This window comes from Mycobacterium lacus (assembly GCF_010731535.1).
Lineage (GTDB): Bacteria > Actinomycetota > Actinomycetes > Mycobacteriales > Mycobacteriaceae > Mycobacterium > Mycobacterium lacus.
This window is the reverse complement of sequence record NZ_AP022581.1, coordinates 4,975,010-4,996,570: the sequence shown is the minus strand read 5'-3', so window position 1 is coordinate 4,996,570 and position 21,561 is coordinate 4,975,010. Positions and strand designations below refer to the sequence as shown.

The 21,561-nt window shown below is 67.1% G+C and carries 20 protein-coding genes; 4 read left to right on the top strand and 16 right to left on the bottom strand.

The window, feature by feature from the left end; genetic code table 11:
• Positions 1 to 30 precede the first annotated feature (30 nt).
• From clpC1 to ftsH, 14 genes are all read right to left on the bottom strand, one after another.
• Entirely contained in the window at positions 31 to 2,577 is a 2,547-nt protein-coding gene (clpC1, locus tag G6N24_RS23135; protein ID WP_085157092.1) for an ATP-dependent protease ATP-binding subunit ClpC, read from the bottom strand.
• A gap of 278 nt (positions 2,578 to 2,855) precedes the next feature.
• Complete coding sequence (gene lsr2 / locus G6N24_RS23130; RefSeq protein ID WP_085157095.1) at positions 2,856 to 3,194, bottom strand: histone-like nucleoid-structuring protein Lsr2; 339 nt, start codon at positions 3,192 to 3,194, stop codon at positions 2,856 to 2,858.
• A 112-nt stretch (positions 3,195 to 3,306) separates the two neighbouring features.
• Entirely contained in the window at positions 3,307 to 4,803 is a 1,497-nt protein-coding gene (gene lysS / locus G6N24_RS23125; protein WP_085157098.1) for a lysine--tRNA ligase, read from the bottom strand.
• Positions 4,804 to 4,940: 137 nt separating this feature from the next.
• On the bottom strand, positions 4,941 to 5,765 hold the full coding sequence (locus G6N24_RS23120) for a type III pantothenate kinase (protein ID WP_085157101.1): 825 nt from the start codon (positions 5,763 to 5,765) through the stop codon (positions 4,941 to 4,943).
• A gap of 2 nt (positions 5,766 to 5,767) precedes the next feature.
• Entirely contained in the window at positions 5,768 to 6,187 is a 420-nt protein-coding gene (panD, locus tag G6N24_RS23115) for an aspartate 1-decarboxylase (RefSeq protein ID WP_085157104.1), read from the bottom strand.
• Positions 6,187 to 7,110 carry a pantoate--beta-alanine ligase gene (panC, locus tag G6N24_RS23110; RefSeq protein ID WP_085157107.1) on the bottom strand — a complete coding sequence of 308 codons (924 nt, stop codon included), beginning with the start codon at positions 7,108 to 7,110 and terminating at the stop codon, positions 6,187 to 6,189. The genes panD and panC overlap by 1 nt, the downstream gene beginning before the upstream one ends.
• Positions 7,107 to 8,018, bottom strand: coding sequence for a Rossmann-like and DUF2520 domain-containing protein (locus G6N24_RS23105; RefSeq protein ID WP_085157187.1), 912 nt, complete (start codon positions 8,016 to 8,018; stop codon positions 7,107 to 7,109). Before G6N24_RS23105 ends, panC begins: the two co-directional genes overlap by 4 nt.
• 99 nt (positions 8,019 to 8,117) lie before the next feature.
• On the bottom strand, positions 8,118 to 9,353 hold the full coding sequence (locus tag G6N24_RS23100) for a DUF6779 domain-containing protein (RefSeq protein ID WP_085157110.1): 1,236 nt from the start codon (positions 9,351 to 9,353) through the stop codon (positions 8,118 to 8,120).
• A gap of 80 nt (positions 9,354 to 9,433) precedes the next feature.
• Positions 9,434 to 9,910 (bottom strand): DUF3180 domain-containing protein, encoded by a 477-nt coding sequence (locus G6N24_RS23095; protein WP_085157190.1) that lies wholly within the window; start codon positions 9,908 to 9,910, stop codon positions 9,434 to 9,436.
• The gene (gene folK / locus G6N24_RS23090; protein ID WP_085157113.1) at positions 9,910 to 10,440 is read right to left on the bottom strand and encodes a 2-amino-4-hydroxy-6-hydroxymethyldihydropteridine diphosphokinase; all 531 of its coding nucleotides are present in this window, start codon (positions 10,438 to 10,440) and stop codon (positions 9,910 to 9,912) included. The genes G6N24_RS23095 and folK overlap by 1 nt, the downstream gene beginning before the upstream one ends.
• Positions 10,440 to 10,838 (bottom strand): dihydroneopterin aldolase, encoded by a 399-nt coding sequence (gene folB / locus G6N24_RS23085; RefSeq protein WP_085157116.1) that lies wholly within the window; start codon positions 10,836 to 10,838, stop codon positions 10,440 to 10,442. Before folB ends, folK begins: the two co-directional genes overlap by 1 nt.
• Entirely contained in the window at positions 10,831 to 11,658 is an 828-nt protein-coding gene (folP, locus tag G6N24_RS23080) for a dihydropteroate synthase (RefSeq protein ID WP_085157119.1), read from the bottom strand. The genes folB and folP overlap by 8 nt, the downstream gene beginning before the upstream one ends.
• Positions 11,655 to 12,263 carry a GTP cyclohydrolase I FolE gene (folE, locus tag G6N24_RS23075; protein WP_085157122.1) on the bottom strand — a complete coding sequence of 203 codons (609 nt, stop codon included), beginning with the start codon at positions 12,261 to 12,263 and terminating at the stop codon, positions 11,655 to 11,657. The genes folP and folE overlap by 4 nt, the downstream gene beginning before the upstream one ends.
• Positions 12,264 to 12,278: 15 nt before the next feature.
• A complete protein-coding gene (ftsH, locus tag G6N24_RS23070; protein WP_085157125.1) occupies positions 12,279 to 14,558 on the bottom strand; it encodes an ATP-dependent zinc metalloprotease FtsH in 2,280 nt (759 codons plus the stop codon).
• Between the two features lie 243 nt (positions 14,559 to 14,801).
• Between ftsH and G6N24_RS23065 the strand changes: the two genes are divergently transcribed.
• Genes G6N24_RS23065 through G6N24_RS23055 form a run of 3 tightly spaced genes read left to right on the top strand, consistent with a single transcriptional unit; the run spans position 14,802 to position 17,991 of the window.
• Positions 14,802 to 15,779 (top strand): alpha/beta fold hydrolase, encoded by a 978-nt coding sequence (locus tag G6N24_RS23065; protein WP_085157128.1) that lies wholly within the window; start codon positions 14,802 to 14,804, stop codon positions 15,777 to 15,779.
• Positions 15,776 to 16,963 (top strand): LLM class flavin-dependent oxidoreductase, encoded by a 1,188-nt coding sequence (locus G6N24_RS23060; protein ID WP_085157132.1) that lies wholly within the window; start codon positions 15,776 to 15,778, stop codon positions 16,961 to 16,963. The genes G6N24_RS23065 and G6N24_RS23060 overlap by 4 nt, the downstream gene beginning before the upstream one ends.
• Positions 16,963 to 17,991, top strand: a complete 1,029-nt coding sequence (locus G6N24_RS23055) for a zinc-binding dehydrogenase (protein WP_085157135.1) — start codon at positions 16,963 to 16,965, stop codon at positions 17,989 to 17,991. Before G6N24_RS23060 ends, G6N24_RS23055 begins: the two co-directional genes overlap by 1 nt.
• A gap of 662 nt (positions 17,992 to 18,653) precedes the next feature.
• Here G6N24_RS23055 and G6N24_RS23050 read toward each other — a convergent pair.
• Together G6N24_RS23050 and G6N24_RS23045 are read right to left on the bottom strand one after the other, a co-directional pair.
• On the bottom strand, positions 18,654 to 19,898 hold the full coding sequence (locus G6N24_RS23050; RefSeq protein WP_085157138.1) for a PPE family protein: 1,245 nt from the start codon (positions 19,896 to 19,898) through the stop codon (positions 18,654 to 18,656).
• 13 nt (positions 19,899 to 19,911) lie between these two features.
• Positions 19,912 to 20,211, bottom strand: coding sequence for a PE family protein (locus G6N24_RS23045; RefSeq protein WP_085157141.1), 300 nt, complete (start codon positions 20,209 to 20,211; stop codon positions 19,912 to 19,914).
• A 603-nt stretch (positions 20,212 to 20,814) separates the two neighbouring features.
• Between G6N24_RS23045 and G6N24_RS23040 the strand changes: the two genes are divergently transcribed.
• Positions 20,815 to 21,561, top strand: a complete 747-nt coding sequence (locus tag G6N24_RS23040) for an SIMPL domain-containing protein (RefSeq protein WP_085157144.1) — start codon at positions 20,815 to 20,817, stop codon at positions 21,559 to 21,561.

Here is a 21,561-nt window from a genome sequence, read left to right as displayed (position 1 = left end):
CCGCCCGTCAAGGTGTCTCGCAGGTCGCCGCTACTGCGCGGTCGGCCCGGCGCCTCCCGCGCTGTGCGCTCCAGCCTTGGCCAGATCCGGCTCGGCCGGCGGCCTGCGGGTTCCGGTGAAGGTGAATACCGCGTCCTCGCCGGGGCCTTCGCCGTCCCAGTTGTCGACGTCGACGGTGACGACCTGTCCCGGCCCGACCTCCTCGAAGAGGATCTTCTCCGACAGCTGGTCCTCGATCTCGCGCTGGATGGTGCGCCGCAACGGACGCGCACCCAGCACCGGGTCGAAGCCGCGCTTGGCCAGCAGCGACTTGGCCTTGTCGGTCAGCTCCAGCGCCATGTCCTTGCTCTTGAGCTGGCCCGCGACCCGGCTGATCATCAGGTCGACCATCCGGATGATCTCGTCGCGGGTCAGCTGGTGGAAGACGATGACCTCGTCGATGCGGTTGAGGAACTCGGGCCGGAAGTGCTTCTTGAGCTCGTCGTTGACCTTCTGCTTCATCCGCTCGTAGTCGTTCTCCCCACCGCCCTTGGTGAAGCCCAACCCGACCGGCTTGGAGATGTCGGAGGTGCCCAGGTTGGACGTAAAGATCAGCACGGTGTTCTTGAAGTCCACCGTGCGGCCCTGCCCGTCGGTGAGCCGGCCATCCTCGAGGACCTGCAACAGGCTGTTGTAGATCTCCTGATGCGCCTTCTCGATCTCGTCGAACAGCACCACCGAGAACGGCTTGCGACGCACCTTCTCGGTGAGCTGGCCACCCTCCTCGTAGCCGACATACCCCGGCGGCGCACCGAACAACCGCGACGCGGTGAACCGGTCGTGGAACTCGCCCATGTCGATCTGGATGAGCGCGTCGTCGTCGCCGAACAAGAAGTTGGCCAGCGCCTTGGACAGCTCGGTCTTACCGACGCCCGACGGGCCGGCGAAGATGAACGAACCCGACGGGCGCTTGGGGTCTTTCAGCCCGGCGCGGGTACGACGGATCGCCTTGGAGACGGCCTTGACGGCATCCTCCTGGCCGATGATCCGCTTGTGCAGCTCCTCCTCCATGCGCAGCAGGCGCGTGGTCTCGGCCTCGGTGAGCTTGAACACCGGGATGCCGGTCCAGTTGCCCAGCACCTCGGCGATCTCGTTGTCGTCGACCTCGGCCACCACGTCGAGATCGCCCGAACGCCATTGCTTTTCGCGCTCGGCGCGCTGGGCGACCAGTTGCTTCTCGCGGTCGCGCAGGCTGGCGGCCTTCTCGAAGTCCTGCGCATCGATCGCCGACTCCTTCTCCCGGCGCGCCTCGGCGATCTTCTCGTCATACTCGCGCAGGTCCGGCGGCGCGGTCATGCGGCGGATGCGCATCCGAGCGCCGGCCTCGTCGATCAGGTCGATGGCCTTGTCCGGCAGGAACCGGTCGTTGATGTAGCGGTCGGCCAGGGTGGCGGCGGCCACGATCGCGGAGTCGCTGATCGAAACCCGGTGGTGGGCTTCGTAGCGGTCGCGCAGGCCCTTGAGGATCTCGATGGTGTGCTCCACCGTCGGCTCCCCCACCTGCACCGGCTGGAAGCGGCGTTCCAGCGCGGCGTCCTTTTCGATGTACTTGCGGTACTCGTCGAGCGTGGTGGCGCCGATCGTCTGCAGCTCGCCGCGGGCCAGCTTGGGCTTGAGAATGCTTGCCGCGTCGATCGCACCCTCGGCCGCGCCGGCGCCGACCAGCGTGTGCAGCTCGTCGATGAACAGGATGATGTCGCCGCGGGTGTTGATCTCCTTGAGCACCTTCTTCAGGCGTTCCTCGAAGTCACCGCGGTAGCGTGAGCCGGCCACCAGCGATCCCAGATCCAGCGTGTAGAGCTGCTTGTCCTTCAGAGTTTCGGGGACCTCGCCGTGCACGATCGCTTGCGCGAGCCCTTCGACGACGGCGGTCTTGCCGACACCGGGCTCGCCGATCAGCACCGGGTTGTTCTTGGTGCGCCGGCTCAGCACCTGCATCACCCGCTCGATTTCCTTCTCGCGGCCGATGACTGGGTCCAACTTGCCCTCCATCGCGGCCGCGGTCAGGTTGCGCCCGAACTGGTCGAGCACCAGGGAAGTGGAAGGAGAGCCGGACTCTCCCCCCCGGCCACCGGTCCCGGCTTCCGCTGCTTCCTTGCCCTGGTACCCGGAGAGCAGCTGGATCACCTGCTGGCGCACCCGGGTGAGTTCGGCGCCCAGCTTGACCAGGACCTGGGCGGCAACACCTTCACCCTCACGGATCAGGCCCAGCAGAATGTGCTCGGTCCCGATGTAGTTGTGGCCGAGTTGCAGCGCCTCACGCAGGCTCAGCTCGAGGACCTTCTTGGCGCGTGGGGTGAACGGGATATGCCCCGACGGCGCTTGCTGGCCCTGGCCGATGATCTCCTCGACCTGGCTGCGGACGCCTTCCAGCGAGATCCCCAGCGACTCCAGCGACTTGGCCGCCACGCCCTCGCCCTCGTGGATCAGGCCCAACAGGATGTGCTCGGTGCCGATGTAGTTGTGGTTGAGCATCCGGGCCTCTTCTTGCGCCAGGACGACGACCCTGCGGGCACGGTCGGTAAATCGTTCGAACATCGGTGGCTACCTGCTCTCCCTCACCATCGGTACTTCGTCATTGCCGGCAGGAGCCGACACCGCGTACCTGCCGTCCACTGTAATGGTCGGCCTGCCGGGGTTCCTAACGTTGCCCTCTCGCGCTGGTCTGGCCCGACAACTCCAACGCAACAAATAAACCACCAAAACGTTTCCAGCGCTGACCGGTGATCGGTTACGCCACTAGCGAACGCCGGGAGAAAATGACAAAGCACCGGCGCCCGGGGCCGCTGGGCCCGGGCGCCGGTGAACGCCTTTGATTAGTTTGCGGCGTGGAAAGCGTCGATCACGTCGGCCGGGATGCGGCCACGAGTCGAGACGTTGTGCCCGTTGCGACGAGCCCATTCCCGTATTGCGGCGCTCTGCTCGCGGTCGATCGCGCCGCGACCGCGCCCGGAGCCGGAACGCCCGCGCCGACGACCGCCAACGCGGCGACCGGCTGCGACCCATTGCTTCAGGTCGCTGCGCAGTTTCGCTGCATTCTTGGTCGAAAGGTCAATCTCATAGGTCACCCCGTCAAGCCCAAATTCGACCGTTTCATCGGCGGCGCCTGAACCGTCGAAATCATCGACCAAGGTGACGGTTACTTTCTTCGCCATTGGCTCACCCTCGCGTTTCTTCGTGTGCGTACTGTGCAGCTTGGATTGACTCCCCGGATACCAATCTGCCATACAAACGCAGAATACTCAATCCAGACGCAACACGCACAGTTCAGTTGGAGTGTGGTCGAACAATCGGGAACAAAACAGTCTCCCGAATTGACAGGCCGGTCAAAGACATCAACAACCGATCGATACCCATTCCGGTACCGGTGCACGGCGGCATCGCGTACTCCAGGGCGGCCAGAAAATCCTCGTCGAGCTGCATTGCCTCGTCATCGCCCGCGGCCGCGGCACGCGCCTGGTCGGCGAATCTCTGCCGCTGTACCACCGGGTCGGTCAATTCGGAGTACCCGGTGGCCAGCTCGACTCCGTGCAAGTATAGGTCCCACTTTTCGGTCACCCCGGGGATACTGCGGTGCTGGCGGGTCAAAGGTGTTGTCTCGACGGGGAAATCCCTGACGAATGTGGGCGCGCTCAGCGTGTTGCCGACTGTGTGCTCCCAGAGTTCCTCGACGAGTTTGCCATGACCGAAGCCAGGGGTCGCTGGGCCCTTGTCCAAACTCAGTCGATCCGCGATGTCGCGTAAGCGCTCAACCGTCGTCTGCGGGGTGATCTCTTCGCCGAGCGCCGCGGACAGCGATGGGTACATTTGAATAGTCGCCCATTCTCCGTCGATGTCGTAGACACTGCCGTCAGGCATCGGCAGTTGTCTGGTCCCGATCGCCTCGTCGGCCACCTCTTGAATAAGCTCCCGCGTGACCACCGCCGAATCGTCATACGTTCCGTAGGTCTGGTAGGTCTCCAGCATGGAGAATTCTGGGGAATGCGTGGAATCGGCTCCTTCGTTTCGGAACACTCGATTTAGTTCGAAGACCTTGTCGAAACCGCCGACGATGCAGCGCTTCAGGAACAGTTCCGGCGCGATCCGCAGGTAAAGATCGATGTCCAGGGCATTCGAATGGGTGACGAACGGCCGGGCCGCCGCGCCACCGGCCAGCGTCTGCAAGATAGGCGTCTCGACTTCGAGGAAGCCGCGGCGTTCCAGCGCGTTCCGTATCGCGCGGACGACGGCAATCCGCTGCCGCGCGTACCCGCGCGCGTGCGGGTGGACGATCAGGTCGACGTAACGCTGCCGAACCCGCGACTCTTCGCTCATCTCCTTGTGCGCGACGGGCAGCGGCCGCAACGACTTGGCCGCCATCTGCCAGGAGTCGGCCAGGACGGAGAGTTCGCCGCGCCGTGAACTGATCACGGTGCCGTGCACGAAGACGATGTCGCCGATATCGACTGCGGCCTTCCACGCGTCGAGAGCGACCTGGCCCACCTTGTCGAGGCTGATCATCACCTGCAGGTGGGTGCCGTCCCCGTCCTGCAGCGTCGCAAAGCACAGCTTTCCGGTGTTACGCGCGAAGACGACCCGGCCCGCGACACCGACGATGTCGTCGGTCGCGGTGTCGATCGCCAGGTCGGGGTAGGCGGCGCGAATCTCGGCCAGGGTGTGCGTGCGCGGCACGGCGACGGGGTAGGGGTCACGCCCCTCCGCCAGCAGGCGAGCGCGTTTTTCCCGGCGGATACGAAACTGCTCGGGAAGGTCGGCGGCGCTCACGACGTGCCAGCTTAAATGAACTCGCGCCGACGCCCGCCGCGGGCGTCGAGCCTGCGCTGGCGGCGTCGAGCCTGCGCTGACGGTGCGAAAACGACGGGCAGACCGGTCCTGTGCGCAGACTCGATGCGGGGAACGCGTCAGCGCGCGGTCTTTAGCCGGCCGCGCTGGGCTTCCCGGTTGCGTTCGAAGACGAGCCGCAGACCGTGCAGGGTCAGGTGCTGGTCGTAGTGGGCGACGGTGTGCAGCTCGGGCAACAGCAGGGGGGCGGTATGCCCGGTTGCCACGATCGCGACCTGATCGCCTAGGTCGCCGGAGAAACCGTCCACGTCCTCGCGGATGCGGCCGACCAAGCCGTCGACGAGCCCCGCGAAGCCGAACACCGCGCCCGCCTGCATGCATTCGACGGTGTTCTTGCCGACCACCGAACGGGGGCGAGCCAATTCGACGCGGCGCAGGGCGGCGGAGCGGGCCGCGGCGGCATCCGAAGAAACCTGGACGCCCGGGGCGATGGCGCCGCCAAGAAATTCGCCCTTGGCCGAAACGACATCCACACAGATCGACGACCCGAAATCGACGACGATGGCGGCCCTTCTGAATCGGTTGTAGGCGGCCAGGCAGTTCACAATCCGGTCGGCCCCAACCTCTTTCGGATTGTCGACCAGCAGCGGAATGCCGGTCCGGACGCCCGGCTCGATCAACACGTGTGGCACCGACGGCCAGTACTGGTCGAGCATGATCCGCACCTCGTGCAGCACCGAGGGGACCGTGGACAGGGCGGCGGCCCCGGTGAGCCGCTCGGAGTCCTCACCGATCAGACCGTCGATCGTCAGCGCCAGTTCGTCTGCGGTGACCTCGGATTCGGTGCGTATCCGCCAATGCTGCACGACTTTGGCGTGCTCCTTGGCCCCGGACAATAGGCCGACGACGGTGTGGGTGTTGCGAACGTCGATCGCCAGCAGCACGGTTACCGCACGCCGATCCGGGGGTCAAGAAGCTCGCCCGCGTCTGCTGGCACGAAGGCCGGATCGTGGCCCAGGTCAACCTGCTTGTTGTGGGCGTCGACGAACACGATCCGTGGCTGGTAGGCGCGCGCCTCGGCGTCCTGCATCGTTCCGTAGGCGATCAGGATCACCAGGTCGCCCGGATGTACGAGATGCGCTGCGGCACCGTTGATTCCGATGACCCCGCTGCCTCGCTCGCCGGTGATCGCGTAGGTGACGAGCCGGGCCCCGTTGTCGATGTCGACGATGGTCACTTGTTCGCCCTCGAGCAGGTCCGCGGCATCCATCAGGTCTGCGTCGATGGTCACCGAGCCCACGTAATGCAGATCCGCCCGGGTGACGGTGGCGCGGTGGATCTTCGACTTCAGCATCGTCCGTAACATCAGTTCCTCCAAAGGGATTCAAGGACACGATTTTCGTCCGCCCCTGCGGTGGCGGCGAGAGTTCCAATCTCGAGTGCGATGTTGTCCAGCAGCCTGGTGGTGCCCAGTCTGGCCGCGACCAGCAGCCGACCGGGTCCGTTGGCGGGCGCGGGACCCAGGTCGGCGTCGCGCACCTCGAGGTAGTCGACGCTCAGCGTGGGCGCAGCGTCCAGCACGGCATGCGCTGCGTCCAGCGCGGCCTGCGCACCGGCCGGCGCGGCGTTCATCCCCGCCAGGAGCGCCGCCGAAAGCGCCACCGCGGCTTCCCGCTGCCCCGGGTCGAGGTAGCGGTTGCGCGACGACATCGCCAAGCCATCGGCCTCCCGGACGGTAGGCACGCCGACGATCGCAACGTCGACGTTCAGGTCGGTGACCATCTGCCGGATCAGCACCAGCTGCTGGTAGTCCTTCTCGCCGAAAAAAGCCGAGTCCGGTCGCACGATCTGGAACAGCTTCAGCACGACGGTCAGCACGCCGGCGAAATGGGTCGGCCGCGCGCCACCCTCAAGCTCGGAAGCCAGCGGGCCGGGTTGCACGGTGGTACGCAGGCCGTTGGGATACATCGCCGCGGGTGTCGGCGCGAACACCATCTCCACACCCTCGGCGCGCAACAGCTCCAGGTCGGCGTCGAGGGTGCGGGGATAGGCGTCGAGATCTTCCCCGGCCCCGAACTGCAGCGGGTTGACGAAGATCGACACCACGACCACCGAGCCGGGCACCCGCTTGGCCGCGCGTACCAGTGTGAGGTGACCCTCGTGCAGCGCCCCCATGGTCGGCACCAGCATCACCCGACGACCGGTGTGACGCAGTGCGCGGGTCACATCCGTGACATCACGCGGTGCCGCGTAGACATTGAGTTCGCCTGGCTTGAAAGCCGTCCTCATCGCGCCAGCACCTCGACGACGTCCTCGGGAGCATGTGCGCGCTGCGCGGTCCGCAGCGCGTTGACCCGATATGCCTGAGCGAGTCGCGGATCGACCCGCTCCAGTGCGGCCAGATGCCCGGCAACCGCGACCGCGTCACCGCGCGCGACCGGTCCGGTGAGCGCGGCCTGCCCGCGTTGCAGCGTGTTCTGCAGCGCCGCCAGCGCCAGCGGCCCGACGATGCGCTCGGCGACGCCGCCCGGCTGGTCGTCGACGAGTTGTTGGCCGAGCAGTTCGCCGCCGCGCAGGGCGGCGCGCAACGCCTCGAGCGCATCCGTCAGCACCGTCACGATGTGGTTGCCCGCATGGGCCAGAGCGGCATGGTAGAGGGTGCGGGCGTCCTCGCGCACGCAGAACGGCTCCCCAGCCATTTCCAGCACCAGCGATTGCGCGATCGCGTACCCGACGTCGTCGGCCGCGGTGATCCCGAAGCAGGTGTCCGGCAGCCGGCTGATGTCCTCGTCGGAGCCGGTGAACGTCATCGCCGGGTGGATGGCCAGCGGTATGCAGCCCTGCTGGGTGAGGGGTGCCAGAATGCCGACCCCGTTGGCGCCGGACGTGTGCGCCACGATCGTGCCGGGCCGCACCGCCGAGGTGGCGGCCAAACCGGACACCAGGCCCGCGAGTTCGCCGTCGGGAACCGCCAATAGCAGCAGCTCAGCTGCGGCGGCAACGTCCTGCGGCGACAACACCGGGGTATCGGGCAGTCGCCGCTGCGCGCGCCGCCGGGACGCATGGGAGATGGCGCTGCACGCCACCACAACGTGATCTGCGCGCTCCAGCGCGACGCCCAGCGCGGTGCCCACCCGGCCGGCGGAGATGATTCCCACCTTGAGCCTGGCCGGGCGCAAACCGTCGAACTGCACCATCGCAGACGACCTCACATGCTTGTTCGTTCGTTCCAGTCCCATGCTCGGGTACCGGACGGTCACTAAGACTGTAGTCGATCCGGCGGGCGGGACCCAGTGTCATCCATCACGTCGGCGCCGCCGGCCGCCCCCGGTCGGCTCGGTCTGCAGCCGCGCGAGCAGGTCGGCGACCGACTGGCCACCGGACCGACGGGCTGCATCCAGGCTTCGCCGGCCTTCCGCGGGGACCTCCGCGCCGCGGTGCCGGGGCGCGGGCTCAGGTGGCGGCGGCGGGGCCAGTCGCGGTGGCGAAGGTGCGTCCGGCTGCGGTGACGGCGCCGGGGGCTCACCGAGCCCAGGCTCCCCGCGGTGCTCCGCCGAATGGCGCGACCCCGACCGGCGACCCGACTCGCCGCCGTAGTGGCGTCCGGTCGGAACCTCCCCGAACGGGATGTCGACCTGGTCGCCCGGGCCGGCATGCCGGCCGCGCCGCCGCCGGCCCGACGGCGCGGCCTCCGGCTCGACCTCGTCGGATGCCCAATGGCTCCCCGGTGCTCCCGGGGGGAGCCACCGCCCGTCGGCGGGGACCGGCCGCCACTCCAGCGACTCCGCTTGCGACGGCCCCGGCGGTGGTGGCGGCGGCGCGTGACGCGGCCCGAATAGGGGATCGGGTTGCTGGTGGATCGGCTCCCGCGGGGTCATGGGCTGCCGGGGCGGCACCAGCGGTTCCTCCGGCACGTCGATGATCGAGTGTTCGTCGGTGCGGCTGGCGACATCGCCATGCCGGACCGGAGTGACCCAGTCGCTGGACACCCAGTCGCGCGGTGAGCCTGCGCCATCTTGGGCGCCATACTGGGCCCGTTCGCTCAACGCGCGCGCGGCGCCGGCCTGTCTCTCCGGGGTTCCGAGCGCGGGGCGATGCTCGAGGTCGGTGTCGAACAAGATCTCGAGGCTGGCTCGCAGCGCGCTCAATTCCGCGCGCAGCGCCGCCACCTCGTCGGCGGCCTGGGCGCGCAGCTCGGAGGCCAGCTCGCGACGCAGCTGGGACTCAACGGTCAGTTCGTACTCGCGCCGAGCCGAGATCTCGCGGTCCAATTGCAGGTCATAAACCAGCTTCATGTCCCGTGCCCGGGCCTGGTCCACCTCGCTTTGACGGCGGTAGAGCACGGACACGAACGCGCCGGCGATCGCGGCCCACAGCGCCAGGATCACAGCGAGCCTGAGCAGTTCCGCGCGGTCGGTGAAGATCAGTGCGGAACTGGCTCCAATCGCGAGGAGCAGCAACGTCGTCAAGAGCACCCAACCCGGCCTGCGGCCGCCGCGCCGGACCCGGGCGCCGCGGGACAGAACGGTCATGGCCTGACTGTACCCGGGCCAGGTCGATCCGCGTGTCGCGCGAGTCCGGCGATTCTCGGATCGCCGTCAGCAACGTCGACCTAGCCCTCCGCGCCCTCACCGTGCTCGGTCGGATCCTGCGGCGATTTGCAGCAATGCTGCAGCCACAGCGCGGCGATCACCAACGCCAGCGCGCTGACGGCCGCCACCACCGTGCCGGTGGTGTCCTCGGAAACCGCCCGCTGCCACGACCGCCGGGGCAGAAAGTAGACCAACACCCCAATCCACCAACCCAGCACCAGCGCACCCACCCAGGCCGACGCCTTGGCGACCACCAAGCTGCGCGCCACCGCGAGCGGGTGCAGCCAACCGGGCCCGTCTCCGATCTCGCCATCGCTGATCTTGGCCCGCACGAAGCGAGCCCACAGCGCCTCCGCAGCGGCCACCACGAGCAGCGACGCACCGGTCCACACCGTGATGGGGGGAAACCACCGGTACAGCACCACCACCAGCAGATAACCCACCACCGCAGCGCCGATCACCGCGACCGTGAGGTCACGTTTGCGGGTCGGTCCCATCAGCATCCCGGCTTTGCATTCCAGGTGAGCGCCTGCCCGGACAGCCGCACCCCGTCCCGGTCGGGCGGGTCCAGCTCGGCCAGCAGCCGGGCGACGGGACGCGGCCCCACGGCGATCGTCAGCTCAGCACCCGGGTCGACGGCCAGCCACGGGACCATCACGAACGCCCGTAGATGCGCCAGGGGGTGCGGCAGTGTCAGGTTGCTTTCGCGCGCGATCACCTCGGTGTCGCCGTAACAGGCGATCAGGTCGACGTCGAGGGTGCGTGGGCCGAAGTGCTGGCCGCGCACCCGACCCGCTGCGCGCTCGAACTCCTGGGCCCGGCGCAGCCAGCCCTGCCCGTCGCACGTCGGGTCGTCGGCGATCACGACCGCGTTGAGGAACGGTCCCTGCTCCACGCCGCCCCAGGGTTGGGTCTCGTATACCGGAGACACCGCGCGCACCGCTTCGCCTAGTCCGTCGACGACGGACTGCAGCCGTGCCAGCCGGTCACCCAGGTTGGAGCCGATGGAAAGCACTATGCGGGTCATCACACCTCGCTCGCGGGGATCACCGACCCGCGACCGCCGCGGCGCGACCGCCGGATCACCACCGACACATCGGCGAACGTCTGCGCGATGGGGGCCCGCGGCTTGTGCACCACCACCTCGACGGCATGCACACGCTCGTCGCCCATCACGTGGTCGGCGATCTGGGCACCGACCGTCTCGATCAGGTTCCGTGGGGGTCCGCCGACGATCTCGGCCGCCCGCTCGGCCAGGCCGGCGTAGTCATAGGTATCGGCCAGCTTGTCGCTCTCGGCGGCGTGGACGAGGTCGATCCACATGACGATATCGACGACAAAGGGCTGCCCGCTGACCCGCTCGTGGTCGTAGACGCCGTGGAAGCCGTGAACTGTCAAGCCGCGCAATTCGATTCGGTCAGCCATCGCATCCCCTCCATGCCGCGACGACCTTGAGCGCGTCGACCGAGGCCCGCACGTCGTGCACCCGCACGCCCCAGGCCCCGTGCAGGGCAGCGAGCGCGGAAATCACCGCGGTCGCCGTCTCACGCCCGTCCGGTGGTCGCGGGGCACCGTCGGGCCCGGCCAACAACGCGCCGAGGAAGCGCTTGCGCGAGGCGCCCAACAGTACCGGAATCCCGGTGGCCACCAACTCCGGCAATGCATGCAGGAGCGCCCAGTTGTGTTGGCTGGTCTTGGCGAATCCAAGCCCGGGATCGATGACCAGCTTTTCGGGATCGACGCCCGCGGCGACCGCGTCGGCGACGCTGGCGAGCAAGTCCGCGCGCACCTCGGCGACCACATCGCGGTAGTGCGGAGCCCGATGCGGGCTGTCGGCCGACACCGGCCGCCAGTGCATCAACACCCACGGCACACCCGCTTCGGCCACCAGCGGAGCCATCGCCGGATCGGCCCGGCCACCGGACACGTCGTTGACGATCTGCGCGCCGTTCTGCAGCGCCGCCCGCGCGACGTCCGCGCACATGGTGTCGATGCTGACGGTAATACCTTGTGCAGCAAGCTCTTTCACCACGGGCATCACACGAGAGGTTTCAACCCGAGGGTCGACCCGTACGGCACCCGGCCGGGTCGACTCGCCCCCGACGTCGACGATTCCCGCGCCTTCGGCGGCCATTGCCAGGCCATGGGCGACGGCGCTTTGCGCATCGAGATAACGCCCGCCGTCCGAGAACGAGTCGTCGGTGACGTTCAGGACCCCCATAACCTGCACGGGCGCCGGACTCACTTGCGCAGGATGAGGTCGAGCGCTTCGGCTCGGGACGCGGGATTTGTCTTGAACTGGCCACGCACCGCCGACGTCGTCGTGATGGCACCGGGCTTGCGGACGCCGCGCATCGCCATGCACAGGTGCTCGGCCTCGATGACGACGATTACCCCGCGCGGATCGAGTTTTTTCACCAGGGCGTCGGCGATCTGGCTGGTGAGCCGCTCCTGCACCTGTGGCCGCTTGGCGTAGAGGTCGACCAGCCGCGCGATCTTCGACAGGCCAGTCACCCTACCGTCATTGCCGGGGATGTAGCCGACGTGGGCCACTCCGTGGAACGACACCAGATGGTGTTCGCAGGTGGAATACAGCGGGATCGCCTTAACCAACACCAGCTCGTCGTGTTCTTCGTCGAACATGGTGTTCAGCACCGTGTCGGGATCGGTGTAGAGCCCGGCGAATATCTCGCGGTAGGCGCGCGCGACCCGGGCCGGGGTCTCCCGCAACCCGCCCCTTTCCGGGTCTTCGCCGATCGCCAGCAGCAACTCGCGGATGGCGGCCTCGGCACGTGGCTGGTCGAACACCCGAACACTCGGGACCACTTCCCGCGAATCCAGCTGCGACATCGCATCCTCCGTTCGTCAGCCGAGGGCCGGCGGCTTGGACCGACTTACGTCCTTGTCGTCGTCGGAAGACTTGTCCGCGTCCGGCGTCGATTGATCCGGCGGCGCATAGGGCTGGTAGGGCTCGCCCGCGTAGCCGGGATAGCTTGGGGCGGGTTCGGCCGTATAGCTGGGCCGATGCGACGGCTGCGGGGGCCATCCAGGCGCGTGCCAGCCGGCCGGGGCGCCATAGTCGGGCTGGGTGGGCGCGTGAGAACCGTTGGCGCCGTGGCTGGTACGGTCGGCCTCCGATTGCGCGGCCGGTGCGGCCTCGGCGGCCCGGGTCGCGTGTGCGATGGCTGCCTTGAACGCGGGCTCGGGCAGCGGCTGGGGCCAGGGCTCACCGCGCTCGATCGCCAGTTCGCCGGGCGTCTTGATCGGCGGCTTGTCCGACGGGATTCGGCCACCGAAATCATCGAACATGGTGAGCCGGGGCCGCTTTTCGACATCGGCGAAGATCGCTTCCAGCTCGGGTCGGTGCAGTGTTTCTTTTTCCAGCAGCTGGCCGGCCAAGGTGTCGAGCACGTCGCGGTATTCGGTGAGGATCTCCCATGCTTCGGTATGCGCCGCCTCGATGAGTTTGCGGATCTCTTCGTCGATGTCTCGCGCGACCTCGTGGGAGTAGTCGGGTTGTGTGCCTATCGTGCGACCCAGGAACGGATCGCCGTGCTCGGTGCCGTACTTGACGGCGCCGAGCTTGGAGCTCATCCCGAACTCGGTGACCATTGCGCGGGCAACCTGGGTAGCCTTTTCGATGTCCGAGACCGCGCCGGTCGTCGGCTCGCGGAACACCAATTCCTCGGCGGCGCGCCCGCCCATCGCGAAGACCAGCTGGGCGATCATTTCCGATCGGGTCCGCAGCCCCTTGTCCTCCTCGGGCACCGCCACCGCGTGCCCGCCGGTGCGTCCGCGGGCCAGGATCGTCACCTTGTAGACGGGGTCGATGTCCGGCATCGCCCAGGCCGCCAGGGTGTGCCCGCCCTCGTGGTAGGCGGTGATCTTCTTCTCCTGCTCGCTGATGATCCGGCCCTTGCGGCGCGGGCCGCCGATCACCCGGTCCACCGCCTCTTCCAGGGCAGCGCCGGTGATCACGGTGCCGTTCTCCCGGGCGGTCAGCAGCGCCGCCTCATTGACGACGTTGGCCAGGTCGGCGCCGGTCATGCCGACGGTCCGCTTGGCCAGTCCGTCGAGGTCGGCGTCCGGGGCGATCGGCTTGCCCTTGGAATGCACGTGCAGGATCGCCTTGCGGCCGTTGAGGTCCGGATTGGTCACCGGGATCTGCCGGTCGAAGCGGCCGGGCCTTAGCAGCGCGGGATCGAGGATGTCGGGCCGGTTGGTGGCCGCGATCAAGATGACACCGGCGCGCGGGTCAAACCCGTCCATCTCGACGAGCAGCTGGTTCAGCGTCTGCTCGCGCTCGTCGTGGCCGCCGCCGAGGCCCGCGCCGCGCTGGCGGCCCACCGCGTCGATCTCATCGACGAAGATGATGCATGGGCTGTTCTGCTTGGCCTGGTCAAACAGGTCGCGCACCCGGGACGCGCCAACTCCGACGAACATCTCGACGAAGTCGGAACCGGAGAGGGTGAAGAACGGAACTCCCGCTTCGCCGGCCACCGCCCGGGCCAGCAGCGTCTTACCGGTCCCGGGTGGGCCGTAGAGCAGCACGCCCTTGGGGATCTTGGCGCCGAGAGCCTGATAGCGACCGGGGTTCTGCAGGAAGTCCTTGATTTCGTAGAGCTCCTCGACCGCCTCGTCGACGCCCGCGACGTCGGCGAACGTGGTCTTGGGCATGTCTTTGGAGAGCAGCTTGGCCCGCGATTTGCCGAAGCCAAAGCCCATCCGGGCGCCGCCCTGCATGCGGGAGAACATCACGAACAGGCCGACCAGCAGCAGCAGCGGCAGCACGTAGACCAGCAGCTCACCCAGGATGCTGCCTTGGTTGACGACCGTGCTGACCTTGGCGTTCTTGGCGTTGAGCGCGTTGAAAAGGTCGACTGCGTAGCCACTGGGGTACTTGGTGATGACCTTGTCGGAACCGTCGGTGTCGTTGTTGCCCTTCTTAAGCGTCAACCGCAGTTGCTGCTCGCGATCGTCGATCTGCGCGCTCTTGACGTTGTCGCCGTTGATCTGAGCCATCGCCACCGAGGTGTCAACGGGCTTATAACCGCGGGTGTCGTCGCTGAAGTAGAAGAATGACCAACCCAGCAGCACCACAACGGCGATCGCCGTGAGGGTGCGGATGACGCTTTTCCGGTTCATCAATCATCGGCCGTGCCGGCCAGGTCCTTCCCCGATACACGCACAAGCTTTCAGGCTGGAAAGTCCAGGTTACCGCCCGTGGCGATCGCCAGCGCCGGCAGAGCCGGGGCGCTGGGGCTACCACCCGCTTGCGGGGGACGGGTCGCCACCATCCTGCTCAGATCAACGTCTGGCAGTTCCCAACGCCCGGCGACGATGCGGCCAGCCCTTCTCAGCTCGGTGCCGTTGTGATTTGGTGAAACGATGCCCGCAAGCCTTTCGTGGACCGAACGGTACGTCGACACCAACGGTGTGCAGCTGCGAGTGGTCGAGGCCGGGGACCGCGGCGCACCCGTGGTGGTCCTGGCCCACGGTTTTCCCGAACTGGCCTATTCGTGGCGGCACCAGATTCCGGCCCTCGCCGACGCCGGCTACCACGTGCTGGCTCCCGATCAACGCGGCTACGGCGGCTCGTCTCGTCCGGCCGAGATCGAGGCCTACAACATCCACGAGCTGACCGCCGACATCGTCGGCCTGCTCGACGACGTCGGGGCCGAGCGCGCCGTCTGGATCGGCCACGACTGGGGTGCCATCGTGGTGTGGAACGCGCCACTGCTGCACCCCGACCGGGTCGCCGCCGTCGCCGCGTTGAGCGTTCCGGTGGTGCCCCGCGCGAAGGTGCCGCCGACCCAGGCGTTCCGCCAGACGTTCGGGGAGAACTTCTTCTACATCCTGTATTTCCAGGAGCCGGGTATTGCCGACGCCGAACTAAGCGGTGATCCCGCCCGCACCATGCGCCGGATGATAGGTGGCCTGCTTCCGCCCGGCGATCAGGCCGCGGCGGCGCGGATGTTCGCCCCGGGTCCCGAGGGTTTTGTCGATCGGCTCCCGGAACCGGACGGGCTGCCGTCCTGGATCAGCGAGGATGAGCTCGACCATTACGTCAGCGAGTTCACCCGCACCGGATTCACCGGCGGGCTGAATTGGTATCGCAATTTGGACCGCAACTGGGAGACCACTCCGCAGCTCAACGGAGCCATGATTGCGGTGCCGTGCTTGTTCATCGGCGGGACGGCCGATCCGGTGTTGTCCTTTACCCGTCGCGACCGGGCTTCAGAGGTGATCTCCGGCCCGTACCGCGAGGTGATGCTCGAGGGAGCCGGGCACTGGTTGCAACAGGAACGGCCCGGCGAGGTGAACGCGGCGCTGTTGGATTTCCTCAAGGGTTTGGGGTCAGGATGAGCGCGCCGATGCGGTTCGGGGTGTTCATCACGCCTTTTCATCCGATCGGCCAATCCCCAACGGTGGCATTGGAATACGACATGCATCGCGTCGTCGCCCTGGACCGGCTGGGGTACGACGAGGCATGGTTCGGCGAGCACCACTCCGGCGGCTACGAGCTGATCGCCTGCCCCGAGGTGTTCATCGCGGCCGCGGCGGAGCGGACCAAGCACATCCGGCTGGGTACCGGAGTGGTCTCGCTGCCCTATCACCATCCCCTAATGGTTGCGGATCGCTGGGTGCTGCTGGATCACTTGACCCGCGGCCGGGCCATATTCGGCACCGGCCCCGGTGCGCTGCCCTCGGATGCCTACATGATGGGAATCGACCCGGTCGATCAGCGGCACATGATGCAGGAGTCCCTCGAGGCGATCCTCGCGCTCTTCCGCGCCGCACCCAGCGAGCGCATCGACCGCCATACCGACTGGTTCATCCTACGTGACGCGCAGCTGCACATCCGGCCGTATACCTGGCCGTATCCGGAAATCGCTACGGCCGCGATGATTTCGCCGTCCGGGCCACGGCTGGCGGGCGCGCTGGGCACGTCGCTGCTGTCGCTGTCGATGTCGGTGCCCGGCGGCTACGCCGCCCTGGAGAACACCTGGGAAGTTGTGCGCGAGCAGGCCGCCAAAGCCGGCCGGGAAGAACCCGACCGTGCCAACTGGCGCGTTCTGTCGATCATGCATCTGTCGGACAGCCGCGACCAGGCGATCGACGACTGCACGTACGGGCTGAAGGATTTCGCCAATTACTTTGGTGCGGCCGGGTTCGTTCCGCTGTCCAACACCGTCGACGGCGCGCAGTCGTCGCGGGAGTTCGTGGAAGAGTATGCGGCCAAAGGAAATTGCTGCATCGGGACGCCCGATGACGCGATCGCACACATCGAAGACCTCATCGACCGGTCAGGTGGTTTTGGGACGCTGTTATTGCTCGGCCATGACTGGGCGTCGCCGAAGGCGACATTTCACTCCTACGATCTGTTCGCCCGCAAGGTAATTCCCTATTTCAAGGGACAGCTGGAGGCGCCGCGGTCGTCTCACGACTGGGCCAAAGGCAAACGCGATCAGTTGATTGGCCGCGCCGGCGAGGCCGTGGTGAAGGCCATCACCGAGCATGTGGCCGAGCACGAAAGCGCGGGAAACTGATGCGCGCTTCGGTACTGCGGGACGGCCGGATGACCTACCGGGACGACGTGCCCGATCCGGTGCCGGGGCCGGGCCAGGTGTTGGTCGCGGTGCGGGCGTGTGGAATCTGTGGCTCCGACCTGCATTTCGCCGCCCACGGTGCCGAGGTGCTGGCACTGACCGCTCAGCTGACGCGCGGTCGCGGCGGCATGGACGTCGACCTCAGCCGCGACATCTTCATGGGTCACGAATTCAGCGCCGAGATAATCGAAGCCGGTCCCGACACCGAAACGCTTCCGCCGGGAACATTGGTCACGTCCCTGCCGGTGCTATTGTCCGCCAAGGGCGCCGAGCCGATCGTCTACAGCAACATCACGATTGGCGGCTATGCCGAACGGATGCTGCTCTCGGCCCCGCTCCTGATCCCGATCCCCAGCGGGCTAGACCCCAAACATGCGGCCCTCACCGAACCCATGGCGGTAGGACTGCATGCCGTCAACAGGTCGAACATCCGGCCCGGCGAGACTGCGCTGGTGCTTGGTTGCGGTCCGATCGGAATCGCGATCATCGGTGCGCTTCGGTTGCGCGGCGTAGAAGCCATCGTGGCGGCCGACTTTTCGCCGAAGCGGCGCGAACTTGCCACCGCGCTGGGTGCGCACCAGGCGCTGGATCCGGCGGAAGGCTCGCCGTTCGACACCGTCAAGCCCGCGGTGGTGTTCGAGGCGGTCGGCGTGCCCGGAATCATCGACGACGTGTTATTGCGGGCGCGGCCGGGCACGCGGCTGGTCGTCGCCGGTGTGTGCATGCAACCCGACACCCTGCACCCGTTCTTCGCGATCGCCAAAGAGATCAACGTGCAATTCGTACTCGCCTACGCCCCGGACGAATTCGCTGAGTCGTTGCGCGCAATCGCCGAGGGCAACATCGACGTCTCTCCGCTGATCACCGGCGAGGTCGGCCTGGACGGGGTGGGCGCGGCCTTCGACGACCTCGCCGATCCCGAACGGCACTGCAAGATTCTCGTCACACCGCAGGGGGCTGGGCAGTAGGGGCTGGGCGCGGGACTGGCGGGGACGTTCGGCGCGCCAAGCGATGGCGAGCACGCAATTGCTAGCGATCCAGTCGTCAATGTGGCGCATCGTGACGGGCAGCGCGTCCCCAGGACGAGGTGGTCGAGCGGGGAATCTCCACAAAGGTGACCTTCTGATACCGGGCTGGCGCTTTGAGCGTGACCTGTGGTGACACGAGAACGTCGCATTCGCCCCGGTTGCCCAGGCACGCAACAGCAATCGAGAGCAACGACCGGTCAATGGGCGCCTGCGTCAGCCGGAATGCTGTTGATGCAGTACCCCCTAGCCTAGCTGTTCGGCGCCACGGCAACTGGTCCCAGCAGTCACGGGAGTCTCCGCGGGTTGGGGTGTTCGTCGTGCCCGGCTCGCAGCGACAAAATCCCCTGCGCGCCTGACGTTGTCGCGCTGAGGCGGGCAAACTGTGTGCCGGCTCGACCCAGGGGCGAGTGGGGCAGATGTGACTACCGCAGCCCAGGACACCACCGATCTAATGACTACATCAGCAGGCCAACAACACGCCCGAAAGCACGAGATCGCGGCGCGCAAATGCCGAAACCACGTGCGCGACATGCTGTTTCTGCTCAAGCGCGCATCGAGTACCAGCCCTTCTGCGCCCGGACACAGGGCCGAAGGCCTTCTTGCTATCCGCCCGCCGGCGGGTGTGGGATGACAGTCGGCTTGAATCCGTAACGTGGGGCCGCAAAGTGGGCCGCCAGAGCGCGTCCGGCGCCAGCGCCGGGTACCACCGGCAACCCACCGAAGGCGCTCGCGGCAGGTTCGGCGGCCGCCGCGGCCCCGACGCCATTGAGAGCCACGGTGACGGGTGTCGCCGTCGGGGTCGCACCGGCCCAGGAAGCCGGAACCGACAATCCCCCGACTGACGCGGCCTTACCGACGGCTCCCGCGACCCCGCCCAGGGGACCCCCGGAAACGGCGGCCGGAAGCGCGGCCGGCAGCTCCTTGGCGGCCTTGGCGGCGGCTTCGGCGCCCTCACTGGCCCACTTCGGCAGATCGTGCGCGAGGCTGAAGTAGTCCTTCATCTGGGTGATCACGAGCCGGGCGGGAGAGACCCATCTATTGAATACGTCCATGGGCAGGCTGCCATCCACGGTTGCCGACCCGGTTAAGCCCTCCACCACGTCGCCGAGCATTCCAGCCACGATAATGCCATCGCCGTTGGCGTTCCAGGCGTGCCCCGTGAGGCCGAGCGCGGCGGCGGGGTCGGTGAGCCAGGGCGGATCGTTCGTCAGCCCGGCGAGCCCCAGCAAGGCTTTGGGAACCGCGTCGAGTCCCTGCGCGGCCGCGGCCCCATTCACCGCTTGGGCGACGGCAGCAGCCTGGCTGGCCAACCCGGCCGGGTTAATAGCCTGCACGGCCGGGTCAAACGGCATTAACGTCGACGCCGCCGCCGATGCGCCGGCATAGCCGTACATCGCGGCCGCGTCCTGGGCCCACATTTCGGCGTATTGCGCCTCAGTGGCCGCGATCGCCGCGGTGTTCTGGCCAAGGAAATTCGTCGCCAACAGCGCCAGCAACAACGCCCGGTTGGCCGCGACCTCCGCCGGCGGCACGGTGGCAACGAAGGCCGACTCGTAGGCGCCCGCCGCCGAAACGGCCTGGGCGGCAGCCTGTTCGGCCTGCACGGCGGTGCTGCGCAGCCACGCTATTTGGGGCGCGGCGGCGGCCGCCATGGACGCCGCGGAGGGGCCCAGCCATGGCCCGTCGGTCAGGCCGACAATCACCGCGTCGTAGGAGGACGCCATGGTCTGCAATTCGGAAGCCAGCACCTCCCACGCCGTCGCGGCCGCCAGCATCGGCGCCGAACCGGGGCCCGCGTACATCAGCGTGGAGTTGATCTCCGGCGGCAACTGTGCGAAATCGAGCATGACTCCCTCCCGCCTAACCGATGGTGCTGGCGTTGGCGGCCTCGGTGACCGCGTACGAAGCGCCGCTGACGCCCAGCGTGGTCGCCAACTGCTCTTGGACGGCCGCGGCCTGGGCGCTGATCTCCTGATAGAGCCGGGCGTGCCTGGCGAACTGCGCCGCCGTCAGCGCCGACACCAGATCAGCGGCGGCCGGAACGACAGCGGTCGTCGGGACCGCCGCGGCCGCATTGCCGGCCCGCAGCGCCGCGTTGATGGACTGTAGCTCCCCCGCCGCGGCACCCAGCATGTCCGGCTGTGCGATCACAATCGACATTGGATTTCCTCCCTAATGGCACTTTGCATCAGCGGCTTTCATCAATTTGATTTCGTCGCTGACGCGGATCCTCCGACACGTTAGGACACCCATGTCCGGGCAACACAGCCTCCACTGAGGTTGTTCACTTCAGGGTCAATAAATATTCACTTAATTCGTGGCACTTTCTAAGTCATATAGTTTCCCAATCAAAAGCCCTGGGAATCAGTTATTCTCTGAGTTCCATATGAACCTCGGTCAATCCCTCGACTTGCCATGAGGCGCAGCGTATTGGCGCGCCAAGCGCGGCTACGAATACGCGGCAGGTGGCGATTCATTAGAATTTGACATGAGTCTGCATCGGTAGCCGCAGCCCCGAATTATTGACGATTTTGTCATGCGGTCATGGACTGGGCCGTGACCCACGAGGCGACTCGTGGGGGATCCTGCGGCAACGCACCGAGCGGCAATTCACAGTGTGGTCATAACATCCGCATACGGCCGAATCTCAATAAATTAGAGTCTTATACGAACTACGCGGAGATCGCCGCAGCGTGCACTATTATGCCGGGACTTTGTTTATCCGATGAGGTTTGGGTGCCCGGAGACGATAGGGTGCCAGGCATGCCGATCGCAGGGAGCGCCCAGAGATTCGTTCGCAGGTCGATTGCCGTGGTAGCCGCCGGCCTGGCCGTCGCCACGATGTCGGGGTGCGATAAGCACACCCCCGGGTCGCCCGGGGCGAATCCGCGCCAGGTCACCGTCTTCGGATCGGGGCAAGTCCAGGGCGTGCCGGACACGCTGACCGCCGACGTCGGCATCGAGTTCACCGCACCGGACGTCACCACCGCGATGAACCGGGCCAACGACCGCCAGCAAGCCGTCATCGACGCGCTGGTGGGCGCCGGCCTGGACCGCAAGGACATCCGCACCACCGAAGTCACCCTGCGGCCGCAATACAGCAATCCCGAGCCCGCCGGCACGGCCACCATCACCAGCTATCGCGCCGGCAACGCGATCGAGGTCAAGATCCATCCACCCGATGCCGCATCGCGGCTGCTGGCTCTCATCGTCAGCACCGGGGGGGACGCGACCCGGATCAGCTCGGTCAACTACTCGATCGCGGACGACTCGCAGCTGGTGAAGGACGCGCGGGCGCGCGCCTTCCAAGACGCCAAGAACCGCGCCGAGCAGTACGCCCAACTGTCGGGCCTCCGTCTGGGCAAGGTGCTTTCCATCTCGGAGGCCTCGGGATACACGCCGACGACAGGGAGCCCGCCGGCGCCGTCACGTGACATGTCGACGGTGCCGCTGGAACCCGGCCAGCAGACGGTGTCCTTCTCGGTGACCGCGGTCTGGGAGCTGGACTAA